Genomic DNA, 20,395 nt, shown 5'->3' with positions numbered 1-20,395 from the left:
TCCCTCGGTGGGCCGCGGGTGCGCCGCGCCCCGCCCCGTCCCCGCAACGCGTAGCGGGTCGACGAGGTTCGGGGAGTGCCGTGCGTACGGGTAGGGGTCGCCGATCGGGGCTGAAGTTGGCCGTCGCCGTGTCGATTTTCGGCGTGGTGGTCGGGTCCGGGGTGGGGGGCATGCCAGCTCCAGCGTCGGCGGCTGACACGGTACGCGGCCTGCAGTGGTATCTCGACGCGCTGAAGATTCCGCAGGCCCACGACATCACCAAGGGGCGTGGGGTGACGATCGCTGTCATCGACAGCGGTGTCGATGCGACGCACCCGGCGCTCGCCGGCCAACTGGCCGGCCGCCCCGGTGCTGCCCCGGCAGGGTCTCCGCAAGGCTGGGTCGACCGGGATAAGGAGGCGGGACACGGCACGTCGATGGCTGGCCTGATCGTCGGGCGGGGCGGCGACCGGAACCGGCAGCTGGGGATCGCGCCGGAGGCGAAGGTCCTGCCGATCGCGCTGAGTGGCAGCGAGGGCGACGGCAACGACGCTGAGGTGGCGCGGGGCATCCGCTGGGCCACCGATGCCGGAGCCGACGTGATCAGCCTGTCCATCGGCTTCGAGCAGCCCGCCAGCATCCGGATCGTCGAGGCGGTCCAGTACGCCCTGACCAAGAACGTCGTGCTGGTCGCCGCAACCGGTGAGGGCGGGCGGACGGTCAACTCTCCGGCGAACGCGCCCGGCGTGATTGCGGTCAATGCGACAACCAGGTCGGGCGACCTCTCCCGCTACTCGGTCGGCGGCTCCGAGGTGGCCCTCGCCGCCCCGGGTGACGACATCATCGCTCCGGTGCCGACGGTGGTCGAGGGCAACGGTTACGCGGTTGCCTCGGGCACTAGTCAGGCGACCGCCATCACGGCCGGGGTGGTCGCCCTGGTGCGATCACGCTACCCGGACCTGGACGCGGCAAACGTGATCAATCGCCTGATCCGGACGGCCCGGGACGTGGGGGTGCCGGGTCGGGATCCGGAGTTCGGCTTCGGCGCGGTGGACGTGCTTGCGGCGCTGCAGCGGCCGGTGTCAGCCGTAGACGTCAACCCGCTGCTGGCTGCCGGCGCGCGGCCGGACGGAGCGACGGGCTCCCCCGCGGGCGGGCAGACTGAAGGGCCGGCTGTCGCCATCATGGTTAAGAACAAGACCGGCATCGTGGTCGCGGGCGTGCTGTGCCTGACCGTCGTCATCGGCGCGGTGGTGCTGGCCGTGGTCGTCGCCCGCCGTCGGCGCGGTCGCACCGCGCCGCCGGTCGGACCCGGACCGGGCAGAGCGCTGGTGGGTGGTCCGGAGTTCCCGCCGCCCGGGTACGGCCACCCGGGCGTCCCGCCGCCCGGCTACGGCCCGCCGGAAGTTTCGCCGCCCCCGCGGTCGGATGCGCAGCATCCTCATCCACATCAGCCCAGGCCGCAGCCCGGACCCCCATTCCCTCCGTCCGCGGCGCTACCGGGGCAGCCCGGTGGATCGGGGCAGCCCGGGACCGCACCGCCCCAGGGCTTGGGCGGCCCGCACCAGCGCTGAGACACCACTGACCGATCAACGGGGAGGACGGAGATGAGCGACGAGGGCAACAGCCCACCGCAGGTGGAGGCCTGGATGCGGGTGCCGCCCGGCGTCGCTGATGCGATGCCGGCGGGCAGCCCGTTGCGGCCCATCGCCACGGTGGCTGCGCACGGGCCGGCCGTGGGATTCCGTCAGGATGACGTCCGCGCCGGCGCAGGATCGGCGCCGTCGCAGCTCGTGGATGGGCCCGGTCAGCGCGACGTTACCGAGTGGGAGGCGGACCGTCTGGAAGCGGCCGCCGACAACATCGAGCGGCATGCAAGCTACTTGCGCCGGCTCGCCGTCGACATGGAGGAGATCAAGGACCTGCTCGGCGGCGAAGCGGCGCTGGCCAGCCCGGGCGGCGCGCTGGGCGGCTTTCCCAAAGGGCTGAGCCTGGCCGCGGCGCACCTTGCTCTGCACCGGACGACCTCGGAGTCGCTGACGAAGCTCTGCGACGACATGTACCGGGCGGCCGACGCGCTGCGCGAGGTCAAGCGCAAGTACGACACCGCCGAAGACGCGAACAAGATGTCAGCGCAAGAGATGCAGCGGACTTTGAAGGCCGGCGGCCCCGGTCCGGCCCCCGGCGCGGAAGGAATCTGACGTGAGCGCCCTGAGCTGGGAGGACATGGCGCGGCAGGTGCTGGTCGCAGGCCGGCCGGCCGACATCACCAGCGCCGCGTTGGGTTGGCAGGCGTTGCTGGGCAACGTCGAGGAGGTGAAGCGGCTGGTGGACGCCGACGTCATCGACCTGGGCGAGACCTGGAAAGGCCCGGCATATGACGCGTTTCGCGCGCACATGGAAGGGCTGACCAAGCAGGCCGAAACGATCGTGGACGGCGCCCGGGAGTCGGGCAGCGGTCAGCACAGCATCGTGACCGTCCTGCAAACCGCGGCGCAGGACCTGGAGCGTGCGCAGAACGCGATGCCGGTCCCACAGGGGTGCGTCGGCGACCTGGCTGCGGCCCGCAACGGTGCCATAGTCATCGAGACAGGGCTGTTCGAGGCGAGCATCCGGGCCGACTTCGCGGGTAGTTGGCCGATGGAGAAGCTCGGTCAACTCAACGACCGGATCGGCGAATTCTTCAACAACAACACCGAGGACGCGCGCAAAGCCTACGACCAGGTCAGCAACGACTACGCCGCCCGGGAGCGGGAGACCCCCGGAGGCACTCAGTCGGAGAAGCGCACGGGCAGCGGCCCGAGCGGGGTGGACCTGGAAGGGCCGACGGGCACCGGCGGCGCCGGCCAGGCAGCCAGCCTCGGTGGAGGGCCTTCAACCGGCGGTCTCAGCAGTGAACCTTCTCCGAAAACCGGCCACGTCAGCTCCGGCGGGGCAGGCTTCGGCTCGGCAAGCCACCCGGATCTCTCCTCCGGCACCGGCGGCTACGAAGCCAACACCCCAACCGGCAGCGGCGCGTCCTCGGGCGTCGGTAACGACCTCGGTGACGGCGTTCTGGCCGGCGAACACAGCAGCGGCTTGGCCGGTGCAGGCGCAGATACGGGCACCCTCACCGGCGTGAACTCCGGGTTCGGTGCCGGCGGTGGCGTGCCCAGCGCGACTGGCCTGGGCGCTGGGGGCGGTGGTCTCGGTGGCACGGCAGGCCTGGGCGGGGCTGGCGTCCCCATTCCGGGCGGTGGTTCCCTGGGCCGCCCGGTCAGCCTCGGCATGTCGCCGATGATGGGTGGCGCGGCGGGTGCCGGTGGGGCCGGGCGCGGTGCCAATGGTCCGCCCAGCAGGGGCGGTGCGGCGATGACGCCTGGCATGGTCGGCGCGGGCGGCCGGGGTGGGTCCGGCAGCAAGGGCGCCCGTGCGGCCGGCGGTGGCGTCCGGGGCGGCCTGACTGGGACGAACAGCGGGGCCGACGACGGCAACGAAGAGTCCCAACACGGCACCTGGCTCAGGGAAGACGACGACGTATGGGGCGCGGACGACGACGGCACGGACGGCGTGTTGCGCTGAATCTCAGCATCGACCAGCGTCATCCGCACGTTGACGGCACCCGGTCGTCGTTGGGTCGAGTCCGACAACGATCGCGGCAGGCCTTCCGGGAAACCGGGACACCTCTTGCCAGCAGGGGCAGCCCAACAGCGGGGCGCCGTCACCCAGCGACTGCGAGCTCCGACCCAACGGCGGCTGGCACGCCTTCTCTGCACCACGAAGATCATCCATCTGGTTGGTGCTGCCGATAGCCGTGCAAGATCGTGGTCACCGCGCTGATTCAGGAGGATCACCAATGCCCCGCCTTTCCCGCCAGGACCTCGTCGACCGTTCGCCGTGGACGCGGCCGCGCGTCATCGCCTCCGCAGCGCTCGTGGTGATCGTCGTCATCGCCACCGTTTTGCTCGGCATTAGACGGGGCGGCGAAGACGAAGTCGATGCCACCGGCACGACGCCATTCGCGACTTTGGTCCCTGACGGCACCACGACGGCGCAAATTCTGGTCACCGCTGTGCCGACCGCCCCGCCGGCCGGTGTGCGGTGGGAGCTGGTCGGCCAGACCGCCGTGCCGGTCAGCGCGACGGCCGGCCCTACCCGCATCGCCGGTGGAACTGCCGCGAGCTACGCACACGCGCCCGACGGCGCTCTAATCGCGGCGGCGCAGATCATGATCCGCTCGTCAGCCTCTGCAGGTCGCGACTGCTGGGAACCCACCGTCCAACGCCAGTTCCTTCCCAGCAATAACCGCGACCAACTCCTGGCCGCCCTGCGTGCCAATTCCGACCACTCGTCGGAGCCCGGCGAGCTGAGCCAGATCGCCGGCTTCAGCTACCAGTCCTACAGTCCCGACACCGCCGTCATCGGGCTAGTTCTGCGCGCCCCGTCAGCAGGCACCGCGCGTTACCACGTGCTTACGCTCACCCTGCTTTGGCGTGACAACGACTGGCGTATGCAGGCTCCTCCCGGTGGATCGTGGATCTCGCTCAACCGCCTGACCAACGACCTCACCGGCGTCGTCGAATGGGGAGCCCGGTAGTCGAGGAACTCGACAGGCTGATCGAGCGTGCTCGCCGATCTGGGCGAGCACAAGGTCCGGCTGCTGCGGTTTCATGGCGGCCTGCCTCATGAGGCGGCGCAATGACTACCGACGGCACGCCTCGCCCGCTCAACGACATCGAGAGGGCCGTCATCGCGCGCCTGCTGGCCGTGCCGTTCCCTGGGCGCGACGAGTTGCGGGCGCAATTACCGTTCACAACTGATGGTGGTCGGTGCGCTTGTGGCTGCGTGACCGTAAACCTTGCTGTGGACCGCGTCGCAGCGCCGGCCACGGTGTTGTCCGGTGCGCCAGTGTCGGCTGACATCAGCGACGACGAGTTCTACGCCGGCATTGTGCTACTCGCCGATGGTGGGCCTATCTGTCCTGCCTGGAGGTCTACTCAATCGATGATGAACCTGTTCGACAGCTTCCACCCGCCGATCAGATCAACGCCCGTCCGCAGGGATAGGCGTCGGTTTCTAGTCGGACGGGAGGGCGTTGACTGAGTGCGGTGGAGTCGGATTCTCCGAGTCCGATCTGCTGACGAAGCCGGTCGAGGCTACGGTCTGACGGCGGTCACTTCCTCAGCTGCGTCAGATCCAGCAGGGCCCGAAAGCCATCGTCACCGTCGCCGCAAGAAGGCGTAGACGATCTTGTTGGAGGCGAATTCCGAGATGTTGACGAGGTCCCAGCCGAACTGGCCGAGGACCTCGGCTGCAGCAACCGCCGCGCTGACCTTCTCGCCGCTGACGCCGTGATGGGAGACTACGGCCAAGAGACGATAGGGGTACGTCCGAAGATCAGCTTGGCCCTGCAGGACCGCCCGGGCGGTGACCATGCGGGTCCGGGCGATGTGCTCCGGGGTCTCTGCTGCGGGCATACCCGGCACCATAGTGGCTCGTCGCTCGGGCAGTCTGCCAGCCGCGCAGCCGGTATGTTCGAGACGTGTCTGCGCCGGCCGGTGTTTCTCGTTCTGTCGTGGCGCTCGTTGCGGTGCTCGCCGCTGCCGCCTGTGACGGTGCCTCGGCTCCGCTGAGCGCGCCGACCGCAGGGCCGGCCACGAGCAGCGTTGCCTCCACCGCGCCCACCGCCTCGGCCGGCCCCAGCTATCGCGCTCAGGATCTGGAACTGTGCGAGCGTACTGATCTCCGGCCGTTGGCGGAGCTGTCCCTGACCGTGACCCGTACCGATCCGAAGCCGCCGCTGGGGCAGCCGGGTGCGTCGTGTCTGTTCGAGATGCGAACGGAGGACGGGCACCAGGCGAATCTGCGGGTGGAGGCGGCCACGCCAGCCAGCGAGCAGGAGGCTCGGCTGCTCTACCGGGCCACGGCGCAGGTGACGGTGATGACTCCAGCCGGCGCCATCACCGGCGTGGGCGACGAGGCCGAAGCCTTCACCAGGCGTTCCGAGCCCGGCTTCAAGTACGCCGAGTACATGGTCCGCGCGCGCACAGGCAACCTGGTGGTGAAGGTCTGGCTCGCCGTCGGCGGAACCTCGTACGCCGCCACTGAAACGCTCGCCGCGAAGGCCCTGACGTTGCTCAAGGCGACCCAGGCGGCCGTACCCACGGTGTGATGCCCCCGTCGGTCATCCCCGGACGGCTTCGGGCCACCGCCCACCGGGCAGCTTCGAGTGGTCGCCGACCTGCGTCGCGATGTCCCGGACGTTGCCCAGCGCGTCGACGAAACGCTGGCCGATGGTGAGCAGCACGTCCAGGCCAGCGGTGACCATGTCTCCGACCGACTCGGCGAGGGTGGAGATGGCCCACGGTAGGTCGATGACGGTCACCCCTTCACTCGCCGCCTGCGCCAGCTTGCCGACCAGCCCCGTGACGATCTTCGCGAGTTCGACGGCGTAGTCGACGTTCGCCTTGGCGATCGTGAACAGCCACTGGCTGACGAACTCCGACTTGACGACGGACTCGTCGACTGCGGCCTTCTGCTTGAGTGCCTTGGCGTTGTAGGCACTCGCGGCGTCGCCGGTCCACTTGGGCAGGTTCTCGTTCGCCGGATCGGTGGTGGCGGACGACAGCTCGGAGACCGGGGTCTTCACGTCGTTGACCCAGCGGAAGCTGACCTCGATCAGCGAGAGCACCGGCAGTTGATGCTCCAGGGCCTGCTCGACGCGGTCGAGGACGACATTCAGTGCCGTCTTGGTGCTCTCCAGGCTGTGCTTGATCCACAAGAGTGCTGCCGGTCCGAGGAGCCACTTCCACTGCTGTACCTGCTCGACGATCTCGTTGAACCTGGCGATCGCCTCGTCGGTGCCGGCACGGATGTGGTCGAACGCCTTGTTGAACGGTTCCCCGTACTCGAGGTCAGTGGTACCTGGCTGCATGGGGTGCTCCGTGCCCTCTCCGAACGTCGCGGTGGGCCGCTAGGCCTTGTAGATCTTGTTGAGGTCGAGTGAGATGATCTCGTCGGCCCGGTCGTACTCGTCGGCGATGTGCCGCAGGGCCTTACCCACCTGTTCGAATTCCGTCACCGCCCCATTCAGGACGGCGACCATGAAGGTGTGGAAGTCGTTGTATGCCAGCGAGTGGATGAGGACGTTCGCGTCACCGATGAAGAAGGCCGACGGGTCGAGGTGGAGCTGCTCTGCAGCGACCTTGATGGCGGCGACGCGGTCGGACAGCGTCAGCCACTTACTTCCCTCATCGCGTAGCGAATCGGTGATGACGTTCAGGTCAGCCATCTCACTACCTCACGAATCCAGTCCGTCCGGCGCTGGCCAGCTCGAACGCGCGGAAGAGGGAACGGGCCTCGAACTGCAACTGACCCGCGTCTGCCCGTGCGATCCGCCGGACGTCGCCGGTGATGCCGATGATGCCGGCTCCGCGGAGGCGCAATGTCAGGCAGCCGTTTGGGCTCGACATGCCCGACTCGTCCGTCCGCGTGGTCAGCCGCGCCGCAGCGTCCAAATCCGCGTCGAGGTCGGACAGTGTTCGCCAGGTGGCGCGCAGCCACGTGTACTCGTCGACGTCCCGATCCGGGCTCCTGTCGAGCGGCTTCTGATCCGACGCTGCAGGATCTCTCTCCTGCGTCTGCAGATGAAGGAGCGCCGCCGATTCGAGGGCAGCCTGCACGGCGGTGGCGTACGCCTCGAAGAGCGCATCGGCGAACCCGCCGGGGCCGAGGCGGCTACGCCAGTCGCGAGCGATCGTCACAGCCGAGACCTCTCGTTGGGCGTCGACCACCACGCGGACGGAGCCGGAGTGGTCCGCTCCGGAGCAGTCCTCGGCTCGCGCCTCACGTCCCGTCTCGCGCAGCGCACGATCGGCCTGCTCGCGCAGAACGGAATCGTCGCCCAGGAAGTCCAGGCTTGCCAGTTCGGGGCGTTCACGCCTGCTGCCGTGCTGCATTCGCCCCCGGCCTCCTGCTCGTCAACGCTTTCCGTGATTCGCCCGCCACGGCGAGGTAGGACCACGGTACGTGAATGACCAAGATCCGTGGGACCCCGGGCGCTGGGCTGGACGTCTCGCTACGGCGAGGACATTGTCGCGGCGAGAGGCCCCGGGGGACCACGCCGATCTCCGCAGCGAAAAGCCGGACGCAACGCGTTGGCAAAATTTCTACCCAACGCCACCCAACAGCACTCTTGAGCTGCCGAAAGAGACCCTGTCGGCGATCTCCGTACGGGGGTCCCGCGAAGAGTGGCGTTCTGGGGGCCAACAGGCGGTCCAGCGTTCTGGCCTGCGGACAACAAGCGTGCGCGTGCCGATTTCTGGAGTCGTGGAGCATCGGTGAACGCCAGGTCGCGTTGGGTGTGCGTGTGTGGATGTGCCTCGAGAGCTACCGCCGCCGGCGGCAGCCCGCCGCACACCGGGAGTATCGCGATGCCTTCCTTCTCCGAGTGGCCCGAGTCTCCGCTGGACTCCGCCCAGCGCGCCTTCGACCTGCTCGTCCACCCGCCCACGACTCTCCAGTTCGACGGCTGCCGGTTCGCCGGCTGCCCGGACCGCCTCATGTCCCTGGACGAGCTGAAGCGGTTCCTCCTCGACCGGGAAACTTCCCGAGGGGTCCGCGACCTGGTTTGGCGGGAACTCGTCGTCCGGTCGCGCCAGGACGGCCCCGGCTGGGGGTTGGGGGCGGTCGGCCTCGCGATGCCCGGCCTGCGGGCCTTGGCCGGTGGGCTGGCGCGGGGTTATCGGGGCGACAGCGACGATATCGACGCGGAGATTCTGGGGACCTTCTGGGACCGCCTTATGCGCCGGGCGGATGTCGACCAACCGCGGATCCTCCCGCGCATGCTCGACGCTGCAGGGCGGGCGGGCCTGAAGGTGCGGTACGCCGACGTCACCACCGAACCCTTCGACAGTGAGCCGCCCGGGCCGCGTACTCCGCTGCAGCCGTGGGATCACCCGGAGTTCGTTCTTGCCCGCGCGGTGGCGATCGGGGTGATCGACGCCGACGACGCCAACATCATCGCCGAGACGCGGCTGGAAGGCGCATCGGTGCAGGCGGCGGCGGCCCGGTGGGGCATCGCCGGTCAGCTGGCCTCGCACTGGCGCGACCGGGCTGAGTCGAGGCTGGTGGACGCCATCCGCGCCGGGGAACTGGCCCACGTCGGGCTGCGTACCCGTCCGGCCAAGCCGGTCCGCCGCACGTCTCTGAGGGCGTGGCCCGGCCAGTGACCGGGCGACCCGTTGGGTGACGGTTGGCCATGTGTTGGCCGGTCAGCCCCGGGGAACCGGGCCCAACACGGGCTCTTGGCGGTCACGAGACCGATCACCCCTCCGACACGCCAGCCGGGGTACGCGAGCGGTCTCGGGCGCCGCCCGGTACGGGTGGTGACTCGGTCCGGCTTCAGGTCCGTGCTCACCACGAAACCCAAACCCGGTGTGGAAGGAGCAGTGCTTCCACGGTCCCCGCTCGTACGGGCGGCGCCTCCCAACCCGCTTTCGAGCACGCCCCACCGAGAGGTGGGGCGGGAGGTGACCACCGATGCGCCGCATCCTGAATCGACTGTCCCTGTCCACTACGACCAACGCCAGTGTGCTGCTCGGCCTGACCGCGCAGGCCATCGCCGGAGCGCCGGACCTGCTCGCCGTCAACAACCTCCCGACCGTCATCAACAACCTGGTCGTCTGGATCGTCGGCATCCTCGTCGGAGTCGCCACCCTGTTCCTCACCTACGGCGGGGCGCTGTACCTGATGGCCGGCGGCGACCCCGGGCAGGTGGAGAAGGCCAAGGGCGCACTCAAGGGCGCAGCGACGGGCTATGCGCTCGCCGTGCTGGCCCCGGTGCTGTTGACCATCCTGCGCGGCATCCTGGGGACCTGACCCCGATGTTCTGGGACATCGTCGGAGTCGGAACCCTGCTGGACGAGATCCTCACCTGGCTGGCACAGCGGGTCGCGGACATGATCGACGCCCTGTGGTCGTTGCTGTCCTCGGCGTTCCTCGTCGTACCCGACGTCACTGGGCTGCCGCAGGTGGAGTCGATCAGCGCCCGAGCCCTGATGATCGTGAACACCTGCTTCGTGCTGGCGATCATCGCCTGCGGCATCGTGATCATGGCTCGAGACAGCGTGCAGGCACGCTACGGCGTCGGTGAACTGGCGCCGCGCCTGGTCATCGGCTTCATCGCAGCGAACTTCTCGACGCCGCTGTCGAAGGGGCTCATCGAACTGGGCAACGCGCTCACCCAGGCGCTCACCAGTGACCCCGTGGCCACCGACGGCTCCCTCGCCCAGATGAAACGCACCGTCGTCGACGCCCTCACCAACCCCTCCAACGCGCTTCTCACACTGATCATCGGTACGGCCATCGCAGCTCTCGTCGCAATGATCATGGTTGGTTGGATCCTGCGCCTCGGCCTGCTGGTGATCCTCGTCGGCATCGCACCGGTGGCGTTGGCCTGTCACGCCACGCCGTGGACTGAACCCGCGGCGAAGCTGTGGTGGCGGGCCTTCATCGGTGCCCTGGCCGCCGTCATCGCCCAGGCCCTCGCCCTGCACACCGCGCTGACCGTCTTCCTCAGTCCGACGGCGAACCTGGCCGCCCTCGGCCTGCCCAACGACCCGACCGGCACGTTCAACCTGTTCATCATCTGCTGCCTGTTGTTGGCAGTGGTGAAGATCCCCGCCCTGATGCGCCGCTATGTCACCGGGGGGCAGTCCAACAACGTCGTTGGCACGTTCATCCGCGTCGCGATCGTGCAGCAGGTCAGTCGGGCCCTGACCGGAGGGCTCCGGCGCGGTGGCCGACAGGCCAGCCGGTCAGCGGCGCGAGTGGCCGCCGGCCAGGCTGGCCCCGGGGGACCGGGGACCGGCCCATCGTTGCCGAGACCGACCGGCGGCGGACCACGGCCCGGGCCGGTTCCGCGCAGAACCGCGCCGACGGCGGCACCGGCCCCTGCGGAGCGTGCTCTACCGAAGGTGCCGTCCGGGCGGACCCCGGCCACCGCGATGCCGCAGCGCATGCCTCGCCGGCGTCGGTGGTGGGCCTACACCGAATCCGGCACCGGCTGGCCAGCGGACTCCCTGACCCAGGGCCTGCGCAGGACGGATCGGCCACCGCAGTGGTCCGGAGCGGCGCCGTCATCGATCGCGCCAGGTCCGGCGTCAGCACGCGCCCCGAGTGGTACGGGTTGGCCGTCGACGACGGCGTACGGCCCGCGGACCATCCGTGCGTCAGCGGCTGTGCGATCCCAGGCCACCAGCGCTCTGCCACCGGCTCCATCCTCCCTACAGCGGACCCGACGCAACAGCGCCAGTGATGGCTTGCCCGGCTGACACCCCACGCCTCGTCCAACCGATTGCCTGAGGAGACCCCATGTCTGATGTCGATCTTCGTGCCCGGATCCCTGCCGACGTTGAAACACCCGATCGATTGCTGTTCAACCTGACCACCCGTCAGGTCGCCATCATGGCCGCCGCCGTGGCCATCGCCTACCTGCTGTTTCGGACACTGCTCGACGTTCTGTCGATGCCGGTCCTGCTCGGCGGTCTGGTCCCATTGCTCGGCACCGCCACCGTCATCGCGTTGGGCCGCCGGGACGGGTTGAGCCTGGACGCCTGGCTGCTCGCCGCAGTTCGCGGCTCCCGTACCTCACGACGGCAGGTTCCCGCACCCGCCGGGGTGCTCAAGGCGCCGCGGTGGGCACCGGTCCCCAGCAGCGCCGAGGGTGAACTGACCCCGCCGACGCCACTGCGACTGCCGGCGCGGTCGATCGCCACCAACGGGGTGGTGGACCTCGGCGGCACCAGCGCCGCGCTGGTCGCCGTGAGCACCGTCAACCTCGGACTCCGTACCCCAGCGGAGCAGGCCGCGTTGGTCGGCGCCTACGCGCGGTGGCTGAACAGCCTGACGGCCCCGGTGCAGATCGTGGTCTCCACCCAACGCGTCGACCTGGCCGGGCACGCGCAGCGCATCGCTGACGCTGCGGACCTGCTGCCCAACGCTGCGCTCGCCGACGCCGCAGCGGACTACGCCGAGTTTCTCCTCGATCTCGAAGACGAGCGACAGCCGTTGTGGCGCACCGTCACCGTCGTCCATACCGCTACCGGCGCCCGGCGCGACCAGGACGCATTGCGCGCCGCCGAGCACACCGCTGGTGCCTTGCAGAGCCTGGGCGCCAACACCCGCGTACTGGACGGCCCTGCCGTCGCCGCAGTGCTGGCGGCCGCCGTCGATCCCTACACCCTGCCCGTGGCCGGCGAACGGGCCCTTCCTGACGAGCCCATCACTTCCGAGGAGCCGTCGTGAACCTGCTGCGACTGCTTCGTCCCCGTCGGCCTGCCAGCCCGGCCACACCCCCGCCGGCGGAGGCCGGCACCCTTGCCGCGCTTATCGGTCCGGCCAGCGTGGAAGTCACCCCCCGATACCTCAAGATCGGTGAGGGGTACGCCTCGACGTTGATCGTCAACGGCTACCCGGCGGAGGTCGGCGCCGGCTGGCTGCTCCCACTCACCGGCTGGCCCGGCCGTGCCGACGTCGTCATCCACATCGAACCGCTCGCCCCGCAGGTCGCCGCATCCCGGCTGCGCCGCCAACGCGCCCGACTGGAATCCTCCCGGCGCGCCGATGCCCAACACGGACGCCTCGACGACCCCGGCACCGAGGCTGCCGCCGCGGACGCCGCCGACCTCGCCGACCGGGTCGCCCGCGGCGCGAGCCGCCTGTTCCGGGTCGGCCACTACGTCACCGTGCACGCGCCCAACCTGGACGAGTTGACCGAGTCCGTCGCCCACGTACGGGCCACCGCCGCCTCGGTCATGCTCGACACCGTCCCGGCCACCTGGCGGCAACTACCGGCCTGGACGTCGGCCCTGCCGATGGGTGTGGACAGCATCGGCATGCGGCGGGTCTTCGACACCGATGCTCTCGCCGCAGCGATGCCCCTGGCCTCCGCGGATCTGCCCGCCCCGTTGCCCGGCGACCCGCCCAGCGCCTCCGGGGTGCTCTACGGGGTCAACACCGCCACCAACGGCATCATCTGGCACGACCGCTGGGCCGCCGACAACCACAACAGCGTCGTACTCGCTCGATCCGGCGCCGGTAAGTCGTACTTCATCAAGCTCGAAACCCTGCGCTCCCTCTACGACGGAGTGCAGGTCAACGTCATTGACCCCGAAGACGAATATCTACGGCTCGCCGAAGCGGTCGGCGGCACCGTCATCCAACTCGGCGCACCCGACGTCCGGCTCAACCCGTTGGACATCGCCGTCGACGACAACCGACCCGACGCCCGCAACCGGCGAGCGCTGTTCGTGCACACACTGGTCAACGTTCTACTCGGCGCCAGCGGCCAGGACGGCGCGATGGCACCCACCGAGCGGGCCGCCCTCGACCGGGCAGTCAACACCGCGTACCTTGCCGCCGGCATCACCAACGAACCGAGCACCTGGGCCCGCCCGGCTCCGCTGCTACGCGACGTCGCCGCGGCCCTGGAGGCCGACGCCACACCGCCGGCGCTCACCCTTGCCGCCCGCCTCTCACCCTGGACCACCGGAAGCTTCAACCACCTCTTCGACGGACCCACCACCACCGGCCCCATCGGGCACCTGGTGGTCTGGTCCACCCGGCAGCTCGCCGACGAACTCCGCGCCCCCGGGATGCTCCTCGCCCTCGACGCGATCTGGCGCACCGTCGATGCCCCACCCGCCGACGGCCCGACCGTCGACCCACGTCACCTCGTCATCGTCGACGAGGCCTGGACCCTGTTGCGCGACGGCGAAGGCGTCCGATTCCTCAACCGGCTGGCGAAGGCCGCCCGGAAACGGCGTGCCGGGGTGTCCGTGGTGACACAGGACGCCGCGGACCTGCTGGGTTCCGAACTCGGACAGGCCGTCGTCGCGAACTCCGCTACCCAGCTCCTCATGCGCCAGGCCCCGCAGGCGATCGCTGTCGTCGCCGACAGCTTCAACCTGACCGGGGGAGAGGCGCGGATGTTGCTGTCAGCGCAACGCGGGGAGAGCCTCCTCCTGGCAGGTGCCAACCGGGTTGGCGCCCACGCCGTGTCCTCGCAACGCGAACACGAACTCTGCGTCACGGGCGACCTCGACAGGCAGACACCGTGACATCACTCATCCCCTACACACCGCCGCCCTTCGTGCCTCCGCCGGTCCCGTCCAACCCGATGGCGGACGCCATCGTGAACGTACTCCGGTGGGTGACAGACCGTCCGTGGCTCGCCATCGTCGCCGCCGTCCTCGAGCTCGTCTTCCTGATCGCCCGAGGGCAACTGCATGGTTGGCGGCACCGGCGGCTACACCGTCACGCCCACCAGGTCGTCATCACCCCGCCACCGGAAGTCGGCCCAGACAGCGCCGCCCGCTGGTGGGCGACCTGCGCAGAGATCCTCCGCCCCGCCGGATGGCGACGGCTGATCCACGGCACCCCACACATCGGTCTCGAATACCGATGGGCCGGCCGGCAGTTGACCATCAACATCTGGTTGCCCGGCACGGTGCCCACCGGACCGGTCCTCGCCGCCATCAACGGCGCCTGGCCGGGCGCCACCGCCGCCGTCAATGACGCCACCGCACCGATACCCCTCGCGACTCTCGACGAAGGCGGCGCCCTGGTCCCCACCCTCGCCGCCTGGTACCCGATCGTCACCGACCACGACAGCGACCCCCTGCGACCACTGATCTCCGCGCTGTCCGGGCTGCAGGATCCCGAGTACGCCTGCGTGCAGGTACTCACCCGCCCAGCCACGCCCCGGCAGATCCGTCGGCTTCGCGCCGGGACCGGGGCCCTCCGCACCGGCCAGCCCGCACGAGGGCCACTCGACCCCACAGCCTGGATGCGCGGACTGCTCGAATTGATCGTGCCCGGTCCCGGCCGGGCCCCCACGGGCACTCGGTTCGCCGCGTCCCGGCCGGTACCGACAGATCCGGAACGTGATCGGGACGCCCGCGCCGGTGTCGACAAGCTCGCAGCCGGGCAGCTGTGGGAGACCTCAATCCGGTACGGCGTTGCCCACACCAACCCTCGGAAGGTGGCAGAAGAGAATCTGCGGGCCCGACTGAAAACCCTCGCCCACGGCGTCGCCTCCGCCTACGGCGTCTACACCGCCCGCCAAAGACTGCGCCGCGTCCGGCTCAAGCAGCCTGCCGCAGTGCTGTCCGCTCGACCACTGCGCTCCGGGTACCTGCTTGGCGTCCCTGAACTCGCCGCCGTTGCGGCCCTACCTACCGACCTGGCGGTGCCCGGCCTCCGACGCGCTCGCGCGAAGCCCATGCCAGCGCCGGTCGAGGTTCCCGCCGGCGGACGCGGCGTCAAACAACTCGGACACGCCGAGATCGGCGGTCACGCCGTCGGGCTGCCCGTCGTCGACGCCCGCCAACACCTGCACGTCCTCGGCTCCACGGGCGTCGGCAAGTCGACCTTCCTGGTCAACATGATCCTCGACGACGTGGCCGCCCGCCGCGGTGTCGTGGTCATCGACCCCAAGGGAGACCTCGTCACCGACGTCCTGGACCGGCTGCCGGAGACCGTCGCCGACCGGGTCGTCCTCATCGATCCCGACCAGGACCAGGGCGGTTACTTCAACCCGCTCTCCGGAGACGACCACGACCTCGCCGTCGACAACGTCGTCTCCATCTTCAGCAAGATCTTCCAAAGGCACTGGGGACCGCGCATCGACGACACCCTGCGGGTCGCCTGCCTCACCCTGATGCGCAAGGCGCACGCCACGCTCGCGCTGGTGCCACCGCTGCTCAACGACCGTCAGTTCCGGATGGCTTTCACCGACGGCCTCGACGACCCAGAAGGCCTGCTCGGCTACTGGAGTTGGTACGAGTCCATGCCGCCGCCGGTGCGAGCGCAGGTCATCGGACCTGTCATGGCCCGGCTGAGAGCGTTCCTGCTGCGGGACTTCCCACGCCGCACCCTTGGCACGCCCCGCTCGTCATTCGACATGGGGGAACTGCTCGACAACGGCGGCATCCTGCTCGCCCGCCTCCCCAAGGGGCAACTCGGCGAGGACACCTCGCGGTTGATGGGCTCCTTCGTGTTGGCTCGCGCCTGGCAGGCCGCCACCGCCCGCGCGAGACTGCCCGAAGACAAGCGACGCGACTGCACCGTATTCGTCGACGAGTGCCACAACTTCCTGAATCTGCCCGGCTCGGTGGACGACATGCTCGCCGAAGCGCGCGGCTACCGCATGAGTCTGGTGCTGGCCCACCAGGACCTCGGTCAACTGCCACGACCCACCCAGCTCGCGCTGAGCGCGAACGCCCGCAACAAGATCACGTTCAACGTGGCGCCCGAAGATGCGCACCAGATGGCCCGGCACATGTTCCCCGAACTGTCCGAACACGATCTGAGCCATCTGGACGCCTACCAGGCAGCCGCGCGGCTTGTCATCGGCAATCGGGAGACCGCCGCGTTCACCCTGCACACCCGGCCACCCCGCCCCGTGGTCGGCGCCGCCACACACATCCGGGCAGCCTGTGCCGCTGCCAGCGGCAACACGACAGACCCGACCGCCATCGAGCAGCTCGCCAAGCGCCTCGCCGGCAGTGACCGAGGCAAGACATCCCGTCGCAGCAACTGACGTCGGAGCTTCCCACTCCATACACCGGGGTTGGGTTCGCACCCTGGTCGGCGGTCCGGCCCAGCCATGGTCGTTGCGAGCAGCCTGGGAATCGGTCGCTGCTCACCCAACAGCGCAGCTAGGAGACGCACATGAGTCATGATCAGCCGTCCCGACAGTCCCACCGGGGGGACATCCTCCGATCGGGGGGTGCCCCGTGACCCCCCGAGCCCGATCCCCCATCCGCCGCTCCACGACCACGCTGTCCGATGTCTCGGCCCGCCTTCGCCCTCGCGATCGGGTGATCGCCTTCCTGCTGTCCGATCACACCTCCCTCACCACCGACCAGATCACCTCGGCCCTGTTCGACTCCCCGGTCACCTGCGCCCATCGCCTCTACACCCTGCGACGGCTCGACTTCATCGACCGTGTCCTGCGCTCCCACCCCGGCCAACCCGCACAGGTGTTCTGGGTGCCCGGCCGGCTCTCCGCCCGCTTCGTGGCCCTCGCCCGCGGTGACACCCCGCCCACCCCGAAATCCGTCGCACTCGCCGCGGACTCGGTGCTGTCCAACCGGATCCGGCAACACACCATCGAGGCCAACCAGTTCTTCATCGACCTCATTGCCCACGGGCGCCGTCATCCCGAGGCGAGGCTGACCCGCTGGTGGTCCGAGCAGCAGACAGCCGCCGTCTTCGGACAACGGGTACGCCCCGACGCACACGGTGTCTGGACCAACGGTCGCAGCAGCGTCGGCTTCTGGCTCGAGTACGACCGCGCCACCGAAGACCACCCGCGCCTACGCGACAAGCTGGAGCCCTACCGGCGCCTACGGATGGACGGCGGACCTGGCCACATCCTGCTGTTCTCCCTGCCGAGCCGGGAACGCGAGCGCAACTTCCACACCAAGCTCGCCGACGCCGCCCGTCACGATCACCGTATCGCCGACGCACTGGCCACACTCACCATCGCCACCTGCGCCCGCGACCGGATCAACGGACACAGCCCGGCCGGACCGATATGGCGACTCGTGGGCAACGGAGGACACCGGCTGAGCCTGGCCGACCTACCCACCACCGACGACGAACCAGGTCCGCTCAACCCCGGACCACCACGTCCGACCGAGGATCCGCTCCACGAGCTGCGTGTCGAAGCGGCGTGAACCTTCGTGGGCGTCGAAGCTGGCAGCTCAGGACCTGCCGAGTCGCTGTCTGGACGCCCCAGTAGGGTCTCCCGGTGACCGTGTACGACATCGCCGCCAGACTGCCTACCCCCGACCGGTTGCGGCAGCGGTGTAAGGCATTGGCCCTGCTGGAATGCATCATCGACGGCGGCTCCGCGTACTACGCCTACACCCGTGCCTGGGGCACGGACGAGGCGGCGCTGATGAGCAACGGCAGCGGCGACGAGTGGGCCGTCGTGTTCACCCCCGACGGCGTATTCATCCGGGTCTTCGATCACGAGTCGGCGATGTCGCCCTACGGCGATCCAGACTACGAGCTGTGGCCGGGACTGCTCGACGGCCTGCCCGTGGAGCTGCGTCCGCAGATCGAGGAACCTGCCTTCTGCGACGAGGCCGGGCAGTTCATCGCCACCGCGGTGCTGTGGCGGCTGGCCGGTGACGACCGCTGGCACGCCGGCGACGGCATCGTCTTCCCGCCACTTCGTCGGCCGGTCGACGACACGGGGCCGGACGGGTCCGGCATGCTCGAGATCCTGCTTGACGACATCGTTGACCATTTCGTCGAGTTCGCCAGCGACTACTACGAGATCGAGGTCGATCGGGCGGCGGTCGAGCACGTTGTCGCCAACCGGCCGCTCACCGACAGCGTGCTACAGGCGCTGAACCCTCAACTCACCGTTGCCGAACTGCGGCAAGACATCGCCACGATTGGCTCCCCGATTGCCGCGGTGTAGCAGCAGGTAGAGGCGGCCACCCGGCCCTCGGTATCTAGGCGTCGGCGGGTGAACGCGAGCGTGTCGAAGAACCAGCCGGATCCGCCAACAGTGCAGGCCTACGGGGCGCTGCGCGTAGCTCTTCGCCCCTAAAATCGCGGCATGGGAGACCCCTCGGACTACGAGCTCGACGCGTGGCGCAGCATCCAGAGGTTCAAAGGCCGCCCCCTGTCACGAGTGATGAGAAACGCGAACGAGCAGGTTGCCATCCGCGCTGCGGAAATTGGCAAGCGTGCGACGCAGTACCTGGAGAACCACCCGGGAACGCAAGCGGCCGTCTCGCGTGGGCAAGAAATCGCTGCCAAGGGCGCTTATGCAGTCAGCACGGGGGCTCGCAAAGCCGCCAAGGCCATCCCAGACGGCATCGTTGACTGGAGAGGCTCTGCTCTTGGATCCATGCGACGAATGGTGGCACGAGCCTCACGAGTGGGACTTTCCCCCAAGCAGGTGGTGGCGCTCCACCAGAAGCGAGGGCACGACGTCCAATCTCTCTTTGATCTACGTCGCCTCGACCTTGAGCAGATCGACGGTGTCCGTGGACGAGGAGCCAGCCTGTACTACCCGGTCGCCGCGGCAGTCTCGGGGGCTGGTGCAGGGCTTGTAATCTCCGGAGGAGAGTTCGTCACCGCCGCTTCCGCTGGGGCCTCGGCGGCGCCCTCGGGAGCTGCAATCGCCGGCGCTCTCGTCGCCGACGCCGCAGCCGTTCTCGGACTCGCGTCTCGCGCCGTCGGTCATGTGTCACTGCTCTACGGCTACGATCCCGAAGATCCTAGCGAAAAGTTTTTCGTGATGTCTGTCGTCAACGCCGGGACGGCGATGTCAGCCAGCGCGAAGACCGCCGCCATGGCAGACATCTCGCGGCTCACCCAAGCACTCGTCCGAGGGAAAACCTGGGCCGTCCTGGACAAGTCCCTGGTCACGCAGGTCTACAAGCAAGTCACGAAGGCAATCGGCAAACGCTATACCAAGCAGTCGCTGGGCAAGGTCGTACCCGCAGTCGGCATCGTCCTTGGCATGTCGTTCAATTGGGCCACTCTGGAGGCGATCGTTGACGCCGCCGACACCGCGTATCGGCGGCGCTTCCTCCTTGAGAAGTACCCGCACCTCATTGAGGACGAAGCGCCCGCAACGTTTCGTGATGTGGTCCCGGAGGACGCCGACGAGGTGATCAGCGTGCTCGGCGAGATCACCGAAGCGGGCGGTCCCGACCTTCGCTGAACACGGGGGAGTTCAGACTGGAAGCTGGTGCGCATCGGCTTCGTCCGGGGGCGTTCGAGGACAGTGCTCGTTAAACTCATGCTCATGAATGTGTGTCGGCTTGTGGTCGTTGCCTGCCTGGCCTTGCTGGTCACACCGGGTTGTAGCTCCTGGCGGCCCACAACCGCAGCAGGTACCCCGACGACCTACACATGTTGCGATGGCGAGGACGTCGATACGGTCTACCAGCCTGGCCAGGAGATGACGGTTCACTGGATCGTCAGGCCGGGGACCGACCCCGCCGCGAAGCCGGCAAAGGCCGAGCTGACTGCGCGTTTGACTGGCCCGTACGGGGATGTCAGCGAAGTGAAGAGCGCTGGAGGGGGTACGGCTCGGCCCGCTTTGGGCGAGGTGACGTTCGAGGCCCAGCCGGTGCGGCCATCCGGTGCGGCGGGCGAACGACCGGTCAGCGTCATCCCAATCGCGGAGGACGCGCTGCCTGGCTATTACAACCTGATCTTTGCCGTCCATCAGGGTGGTGAAGGTGTGAGCGGAGCGAGCGTCGTCCGGGTAGCACTCAAAGCCTGAGCCTGTTGGATGTTCAGGCCGAATACGGCGTGGTCCTGTTGAGTGGCAGGTGCGCTCCGCAGGCCGATGCGAACGTAGCACCTGCGGCGGCGGGTCGCCGTCGCCGCCGGATGT

Annotated in this window: 20 protein-coding genes; 16 read left to right on the top strand and 4 right to left on the bottom strand. The window is 69.0% G+C overall.

What is annotated here, in order from left to right; translation table 11 throughout:
- The first annotated feature begins 170 nt into the window (after nt 1-170).
- The 5 genes from AB0J36_RS01295 to AB0J36_RS01275 all read left to right on the top strand — a co-directional run bounded on the left by AB0J36_RS01295 (nt 171) and on the right by AB0J36_RS01275 (nt 5,061).
- Entirely contained in the window at nt 171-1,553 is a 1,383-nt protein-coding gene (locus AB0J36_RS01295; protein WP_363659931.1) for a S8 family serine peptidase, read from the top strand.
- A 33-nt stretch (nt 1,554-1,586) separates the two neighbouring features.
- Nucleotides 1,587-2,180, top strand: a complete 594-nt coding sequence (locus tag AB0J36_RS01290; RefSeq protein WP_363659930.1) for a hypothetical protein — start codon at nt 1,587-1,589, stop codon at nt 2,178-2,180.
- Between the two features lies 1 nt (nt 2,181).
- Nucleotides 2,182-3,540 (top strand): hypothetical protein, encoded by a 1,359-nt coding sequence (locus AB0J36_RS01285; RefSeq protein WP_363659929.1) that lies wholly within the window; start codon nt 2,182-2,184, stop codon nt 3,538-3,540.
- 274 nt (nt 3,541-3,814) lie between these two features.
- Nucleotides 3,815-4,555, top strand: a complete 741-nt coding sequence (locus tag AB0J36_RS01280; protein WP_363659928.1) for a hypothetical protein — start codon at nt 3,815-3,817, stop codon at nt 4,553-4,555.
- A 101-nt stretch (nt 4,556-4,656) separates the two neighbouring features.
- Nucleotides 4,657-5,061, top strand: a complete 405-nt coding sequence (locus AB0J36_RS01275; RefSeq protein WP_363659927.1) for a hypothetical protein — start codon at nt 4,657-4,659, stop codon at nt 5,059-5,061.
- Between the two features lie 116 nt (nt 5,062-5,177).
- Here AB0J36_RS01275 and AB0J36_RS01270 read toward each other — a convergent pair whose 3' ends face one another.
- The gene (locus tag AB0J36_RS01270) at nt 5,178-5,435 is read right to left on the bottom strand and encodes a transcriptional regulator (protein WP_363659926.1); all 258 of its coding nucleotides are present in this window, start codon (nt 5,433-5,435) and stop codon (nt 5,178-5,180) included.
- Between the two features lie 98 nt (nt 5,436-5,533).
- Between AB0J36_RS01270 and AB0J36_RS01265 the strand changes: the two genes are divergently transcribed.
- Entirely contained in the window at nt 5,534-6,130 is a 597-nt protein-coding gene (locus tag AB0J36_RS01265; protein ID WP_363659925.1) for a hypothetical protein, read from the top strand.
- A 12-nt stretch (nt 6,131-6,142) separates the two neighbouring features.
- Here the strand turns inward: AB0J36_RS01265 and AB0J36_RS01260 are convergent, their stop codons facing one another.
- Genes AB0J36_RS01260 through AB0J36_RS01250 form a run of 3 tightly spaced genes read right to left on the bottom strand, consistent with a single transcriptional unit; the run spans nt 6,143 to nt 7,916 of the window.
- Nucleotides 6,143-6,892, bottom strand: a complete 750-nt coding sequence (locus AB0J36_RS01260) for a hypothetical protein (protein ID WP_363659924.1) — start codon at nt 6,890-6,892, stop codon at nt 6,143-6,145.
- 39 nt (nt 6,893-6,931) lie between these two features.
- Complete coding sequence (locus AB0J36_RS01255) at nt 6,932-7,249, bottom strand: hypothetical protein (protein ID WP_363659923.1); 318 nt, start codon at nt 7,247-7,249, stop codon at nt 6,932-6,934.
- Nucleotides 7,250-7,253: 4 nt separating this feature from the next.
- The gene (locus AB0J36_RS01250) at nt 7,254-7,916 is read right to left on the bottom strand and encodes a hypothetical protein (RefSeq protein ID WP_363659922.1); all 663 of its coding nucleotides are present in this window, start codon (nt 7,914-7,916) and stop codon (nt 7,254-7,256) included.
- A 474-nt stretch (nt 7,917-8,390) separates the two neighbouring features.
- On the opposite strand from AB0J36_RS01250, the gene AB0J36_RS01245 reads away from it, so the two are divergent.
- From AB0J36_RS01245 to AB0J36_RS01200, 10 genes are all read left to right on the top strand, one after another.
- Nucleotides 8,391-9,188, top strand: a complete 798-nt coding sequence (locus tag AB0J36_RS01245; RefSeq protein ID WP_363659921.1) for a hypothetical protein — start codon at nt 8,391-8,393, stop codon at nt 9,186-9,188.
- A 310-nt stretch (nt 9,189-9,498) separates the two neighbouring features.
- The gene (locus tag AB0J36_RS01240) at nt 9,499-9,837 is read left to right on the top strand and encodes a pilin (RefSeq protein ID WP_278145121.1); all 339 of its coding nucleotides are present in this window, start codon (nt 9,499-9,501) and stop codon (nt 9,835-9,837) included.
- A gap of 5 nt (nt 9,838-9,842) precedes the next feature.
- Nucleotides 9,843-11,291 carry a hypothetical protein gene (locus AB0J36_RS01235; protein WP_363659920.1) on the top strand — a complete coding sequence of 483 codons (1,449 nt, stop codon included), beginning with the start codon at nt 9,843-9,845 and terminating at the stop codon, nt 11,289-11,291.
- A gap of 40 nt (nt 11,292-11,331) precedes the next feature.
- Nucleotides 11,332-12,264: a PrgI family protein gene (locus AB0J36_RS01230; protein ID WP_363659919.1), complete on the top strand. Its 933-nt coding sequence runs from the start codon at nt 11,332-11,334 to the stop codon at nt 12,262-12,264.
- Nucleotides 12,261-14,078 carry a conjugal transfer protein TraC gene (locus AB0J36_RS01225; protein WP_363659918.1) on the top strand — a complete coding sequence of 606 codons (1,818 nt, stop codon included), beginning with the start codon at nt 12,261-12,263 and terminating at the stop codon, nt 14,076-14,078. The genes AB0J36_RS01230 and AB0J36_RS01225 overlap by 4 nt, the downstream gene beginning before the upstream one ends.
- Nucleotides 14,079-14,170: 92 nt before the next feature.
- A complete protein-coding gene (locus tag AB0J36_RS01220; RefSeq protein ID WP_363659917.1) occupies nt 14,171-16,561 on the top strand; it encodes a DUF87 domain-containing protein in 2,391 nt (796 codons plus the stop codon).
- Nucleotides 16,562-16,757: 196 nt separating this feature from the next.
- Nucleotides 16,758-17,702 carry a replication-relaxation family protein gene (locus AB0J36_RS01215; protein WP_363659916.1) on the top strand — a complete coding sequence of 315 codons (945 nt, stop codon included), beginning with the start codon at nt 16,758-16,760 and terminating at the stop codon, nt 17,700-17,702.
- Between the two features lie 74 nt (nt 17,703-17,776).
- Complete coding sequence (locus tag AB0J36_RS01210; RefSeq protein ID WP_363659915.1) at nt 17,777-18,457, top strand: hypothetical protein; 681 nt, start codon at nt 17,777-17,779, stop codon at nt 18,455-18,457.
- Nucleotides 18,458-18,598: 141 nt separating this feature from the next.
- A complete protein-coding gene (locus AB0J36_RS01205; RefSeq protein WP_363659914.1) occupies nt 18,599-19,714 on the top strand; it encodes an EcsC family protein in 1,116 nt (371 codons plus the stop codon).
- 27 nt (nt 19,715-19,741) lie between these two features.
- Nucleotides 19,742-20,281 carry a hypothetical protein gene (locus AB0J36_RS01200; protein WP_363659913.1) on the top strand — a complete coding sequence of 180 codons (540 nt, stop codon included), beginning with the start codon at nt 19,742-19,744 and terminating at the stop codon, nt 20,279-20,281.
- Nucleotides 20,282-20,395: the final 114 nt, after the last annotated feature.

It is taken from the genome of Micromonospora sp. NPDC049662, from assembly GCF_040675055.1.
Classification (GTDB): Bacteria; Actinomycetota; Actinomycetes; order Mycobacteriales; family Micromonosporaceae; genus Micromonospora.
The sequence above is the reverse complement of the archived record's forward strand: the minus strand, read 5'-3'. Positions and strand labels throughout refer to the sequence as shown.

What these genes read in the sequence shown, in the direction of transcription:
- AB0J36_RS01240 (WP_278145121.1), top strand. Translation starts at nt 9,499, where the DNA reads ATGCGCCGCATCCTGAATCGACTGTCCCTGTCCACTACGACCAACGCC.
- AB0J36_RS01250 (WP_363659922.1), bottom strand. Translation starts at nt 7,916, where the DNA reads ATGCAGCACGGCAGCAGGCGTGAACGCCCCGAACTGGCAAGCCTGGAC.
- AB0J36_RS01270 (WP_363659926.1), bottom strand. Translation starts at nt 5,435, where the DNA reads ATGCCCGCAGCAGAGACCCCGGAGCACATCGCCCGGACCCGCATGGTC.
- AB0J36_RS01295 (WP_363659931.1), top strand. Translation starts at nt 171, where the DNA reads ATGCCAGCTCCAGCGTCGGCGGCTGACACGGTACGCGGCCTGCAGTGG.
- AB0J36_RS01230 (WP_363659919.1), top strand. Translation starts at nt 11,332, where the DNA reads ATGTCTGATGTCGATCTTCGTGCCCGGATCCCTGCCGACGTTGAAACA.
- AB0J36_RS01205 (WP_363659914.1), top strand. Translation starts at nt 18,599, where the DNA reads ATGGGAGACCCCTCGGACTACGAGCTCGACGCGTGGCGCAGCATCCAG.
- AB0J36_RS01280 (WP_363659928.1), top strand. Translation starts at nt 3,815, where the DNA reads ATGCCCCGCCTTTCCCGCCAGGACCTCGTCGACCGTTCGCCGTGGACG.
- AB0J36_RS01290 (WP_363659930.1), top strand. Translation starts at nt 1,587, where the DNA reads ATGAGCGACGAGGGCAACAGCCCACCGCAGGTGGAGGCCTGGATGCGG.
- AB0J36_RS01235 (WP_363659920.1), top strand. Translation starts at nt 9,843, where the DNA reads ATGTTCTGGGACATCGTCGGAGTCGGAACCCTGCTGGACGAGATCCTC.
- AB0J36_RS01275 (WP_363659927.1), top strand. Translation starts at nt 4,657, where the DNA reads ATGACTACCGACGGCACGCCTCGCCCGCTCAACGACATCGAGAGGGCC.
- AB0J36_RS01245 (WP_363659921.1), top strand. Translation starts at nt 8,391, where the DNA reads ATGCCTTCCTTCTCCGAGTGGCCCGAGTCTCCGCTGGACTCCGCCCAG.
- AB0J36_RS01260 (WP_363659924.1), bottom strand. Translation starts at nt 6,892, where the DNA reads ATGCAGCCAGGTACCACTGACCTCGAGTACGGGGAACCGTTCAACAAG.
- AB0J36_RS01255 (WP_363659923.1), bottom strand. Translation starts at nt 7,249, where the DNA reads ATGGCTGACCTGAACGTCATCACCGATTCGCTACGCGATGAGGGAAGT.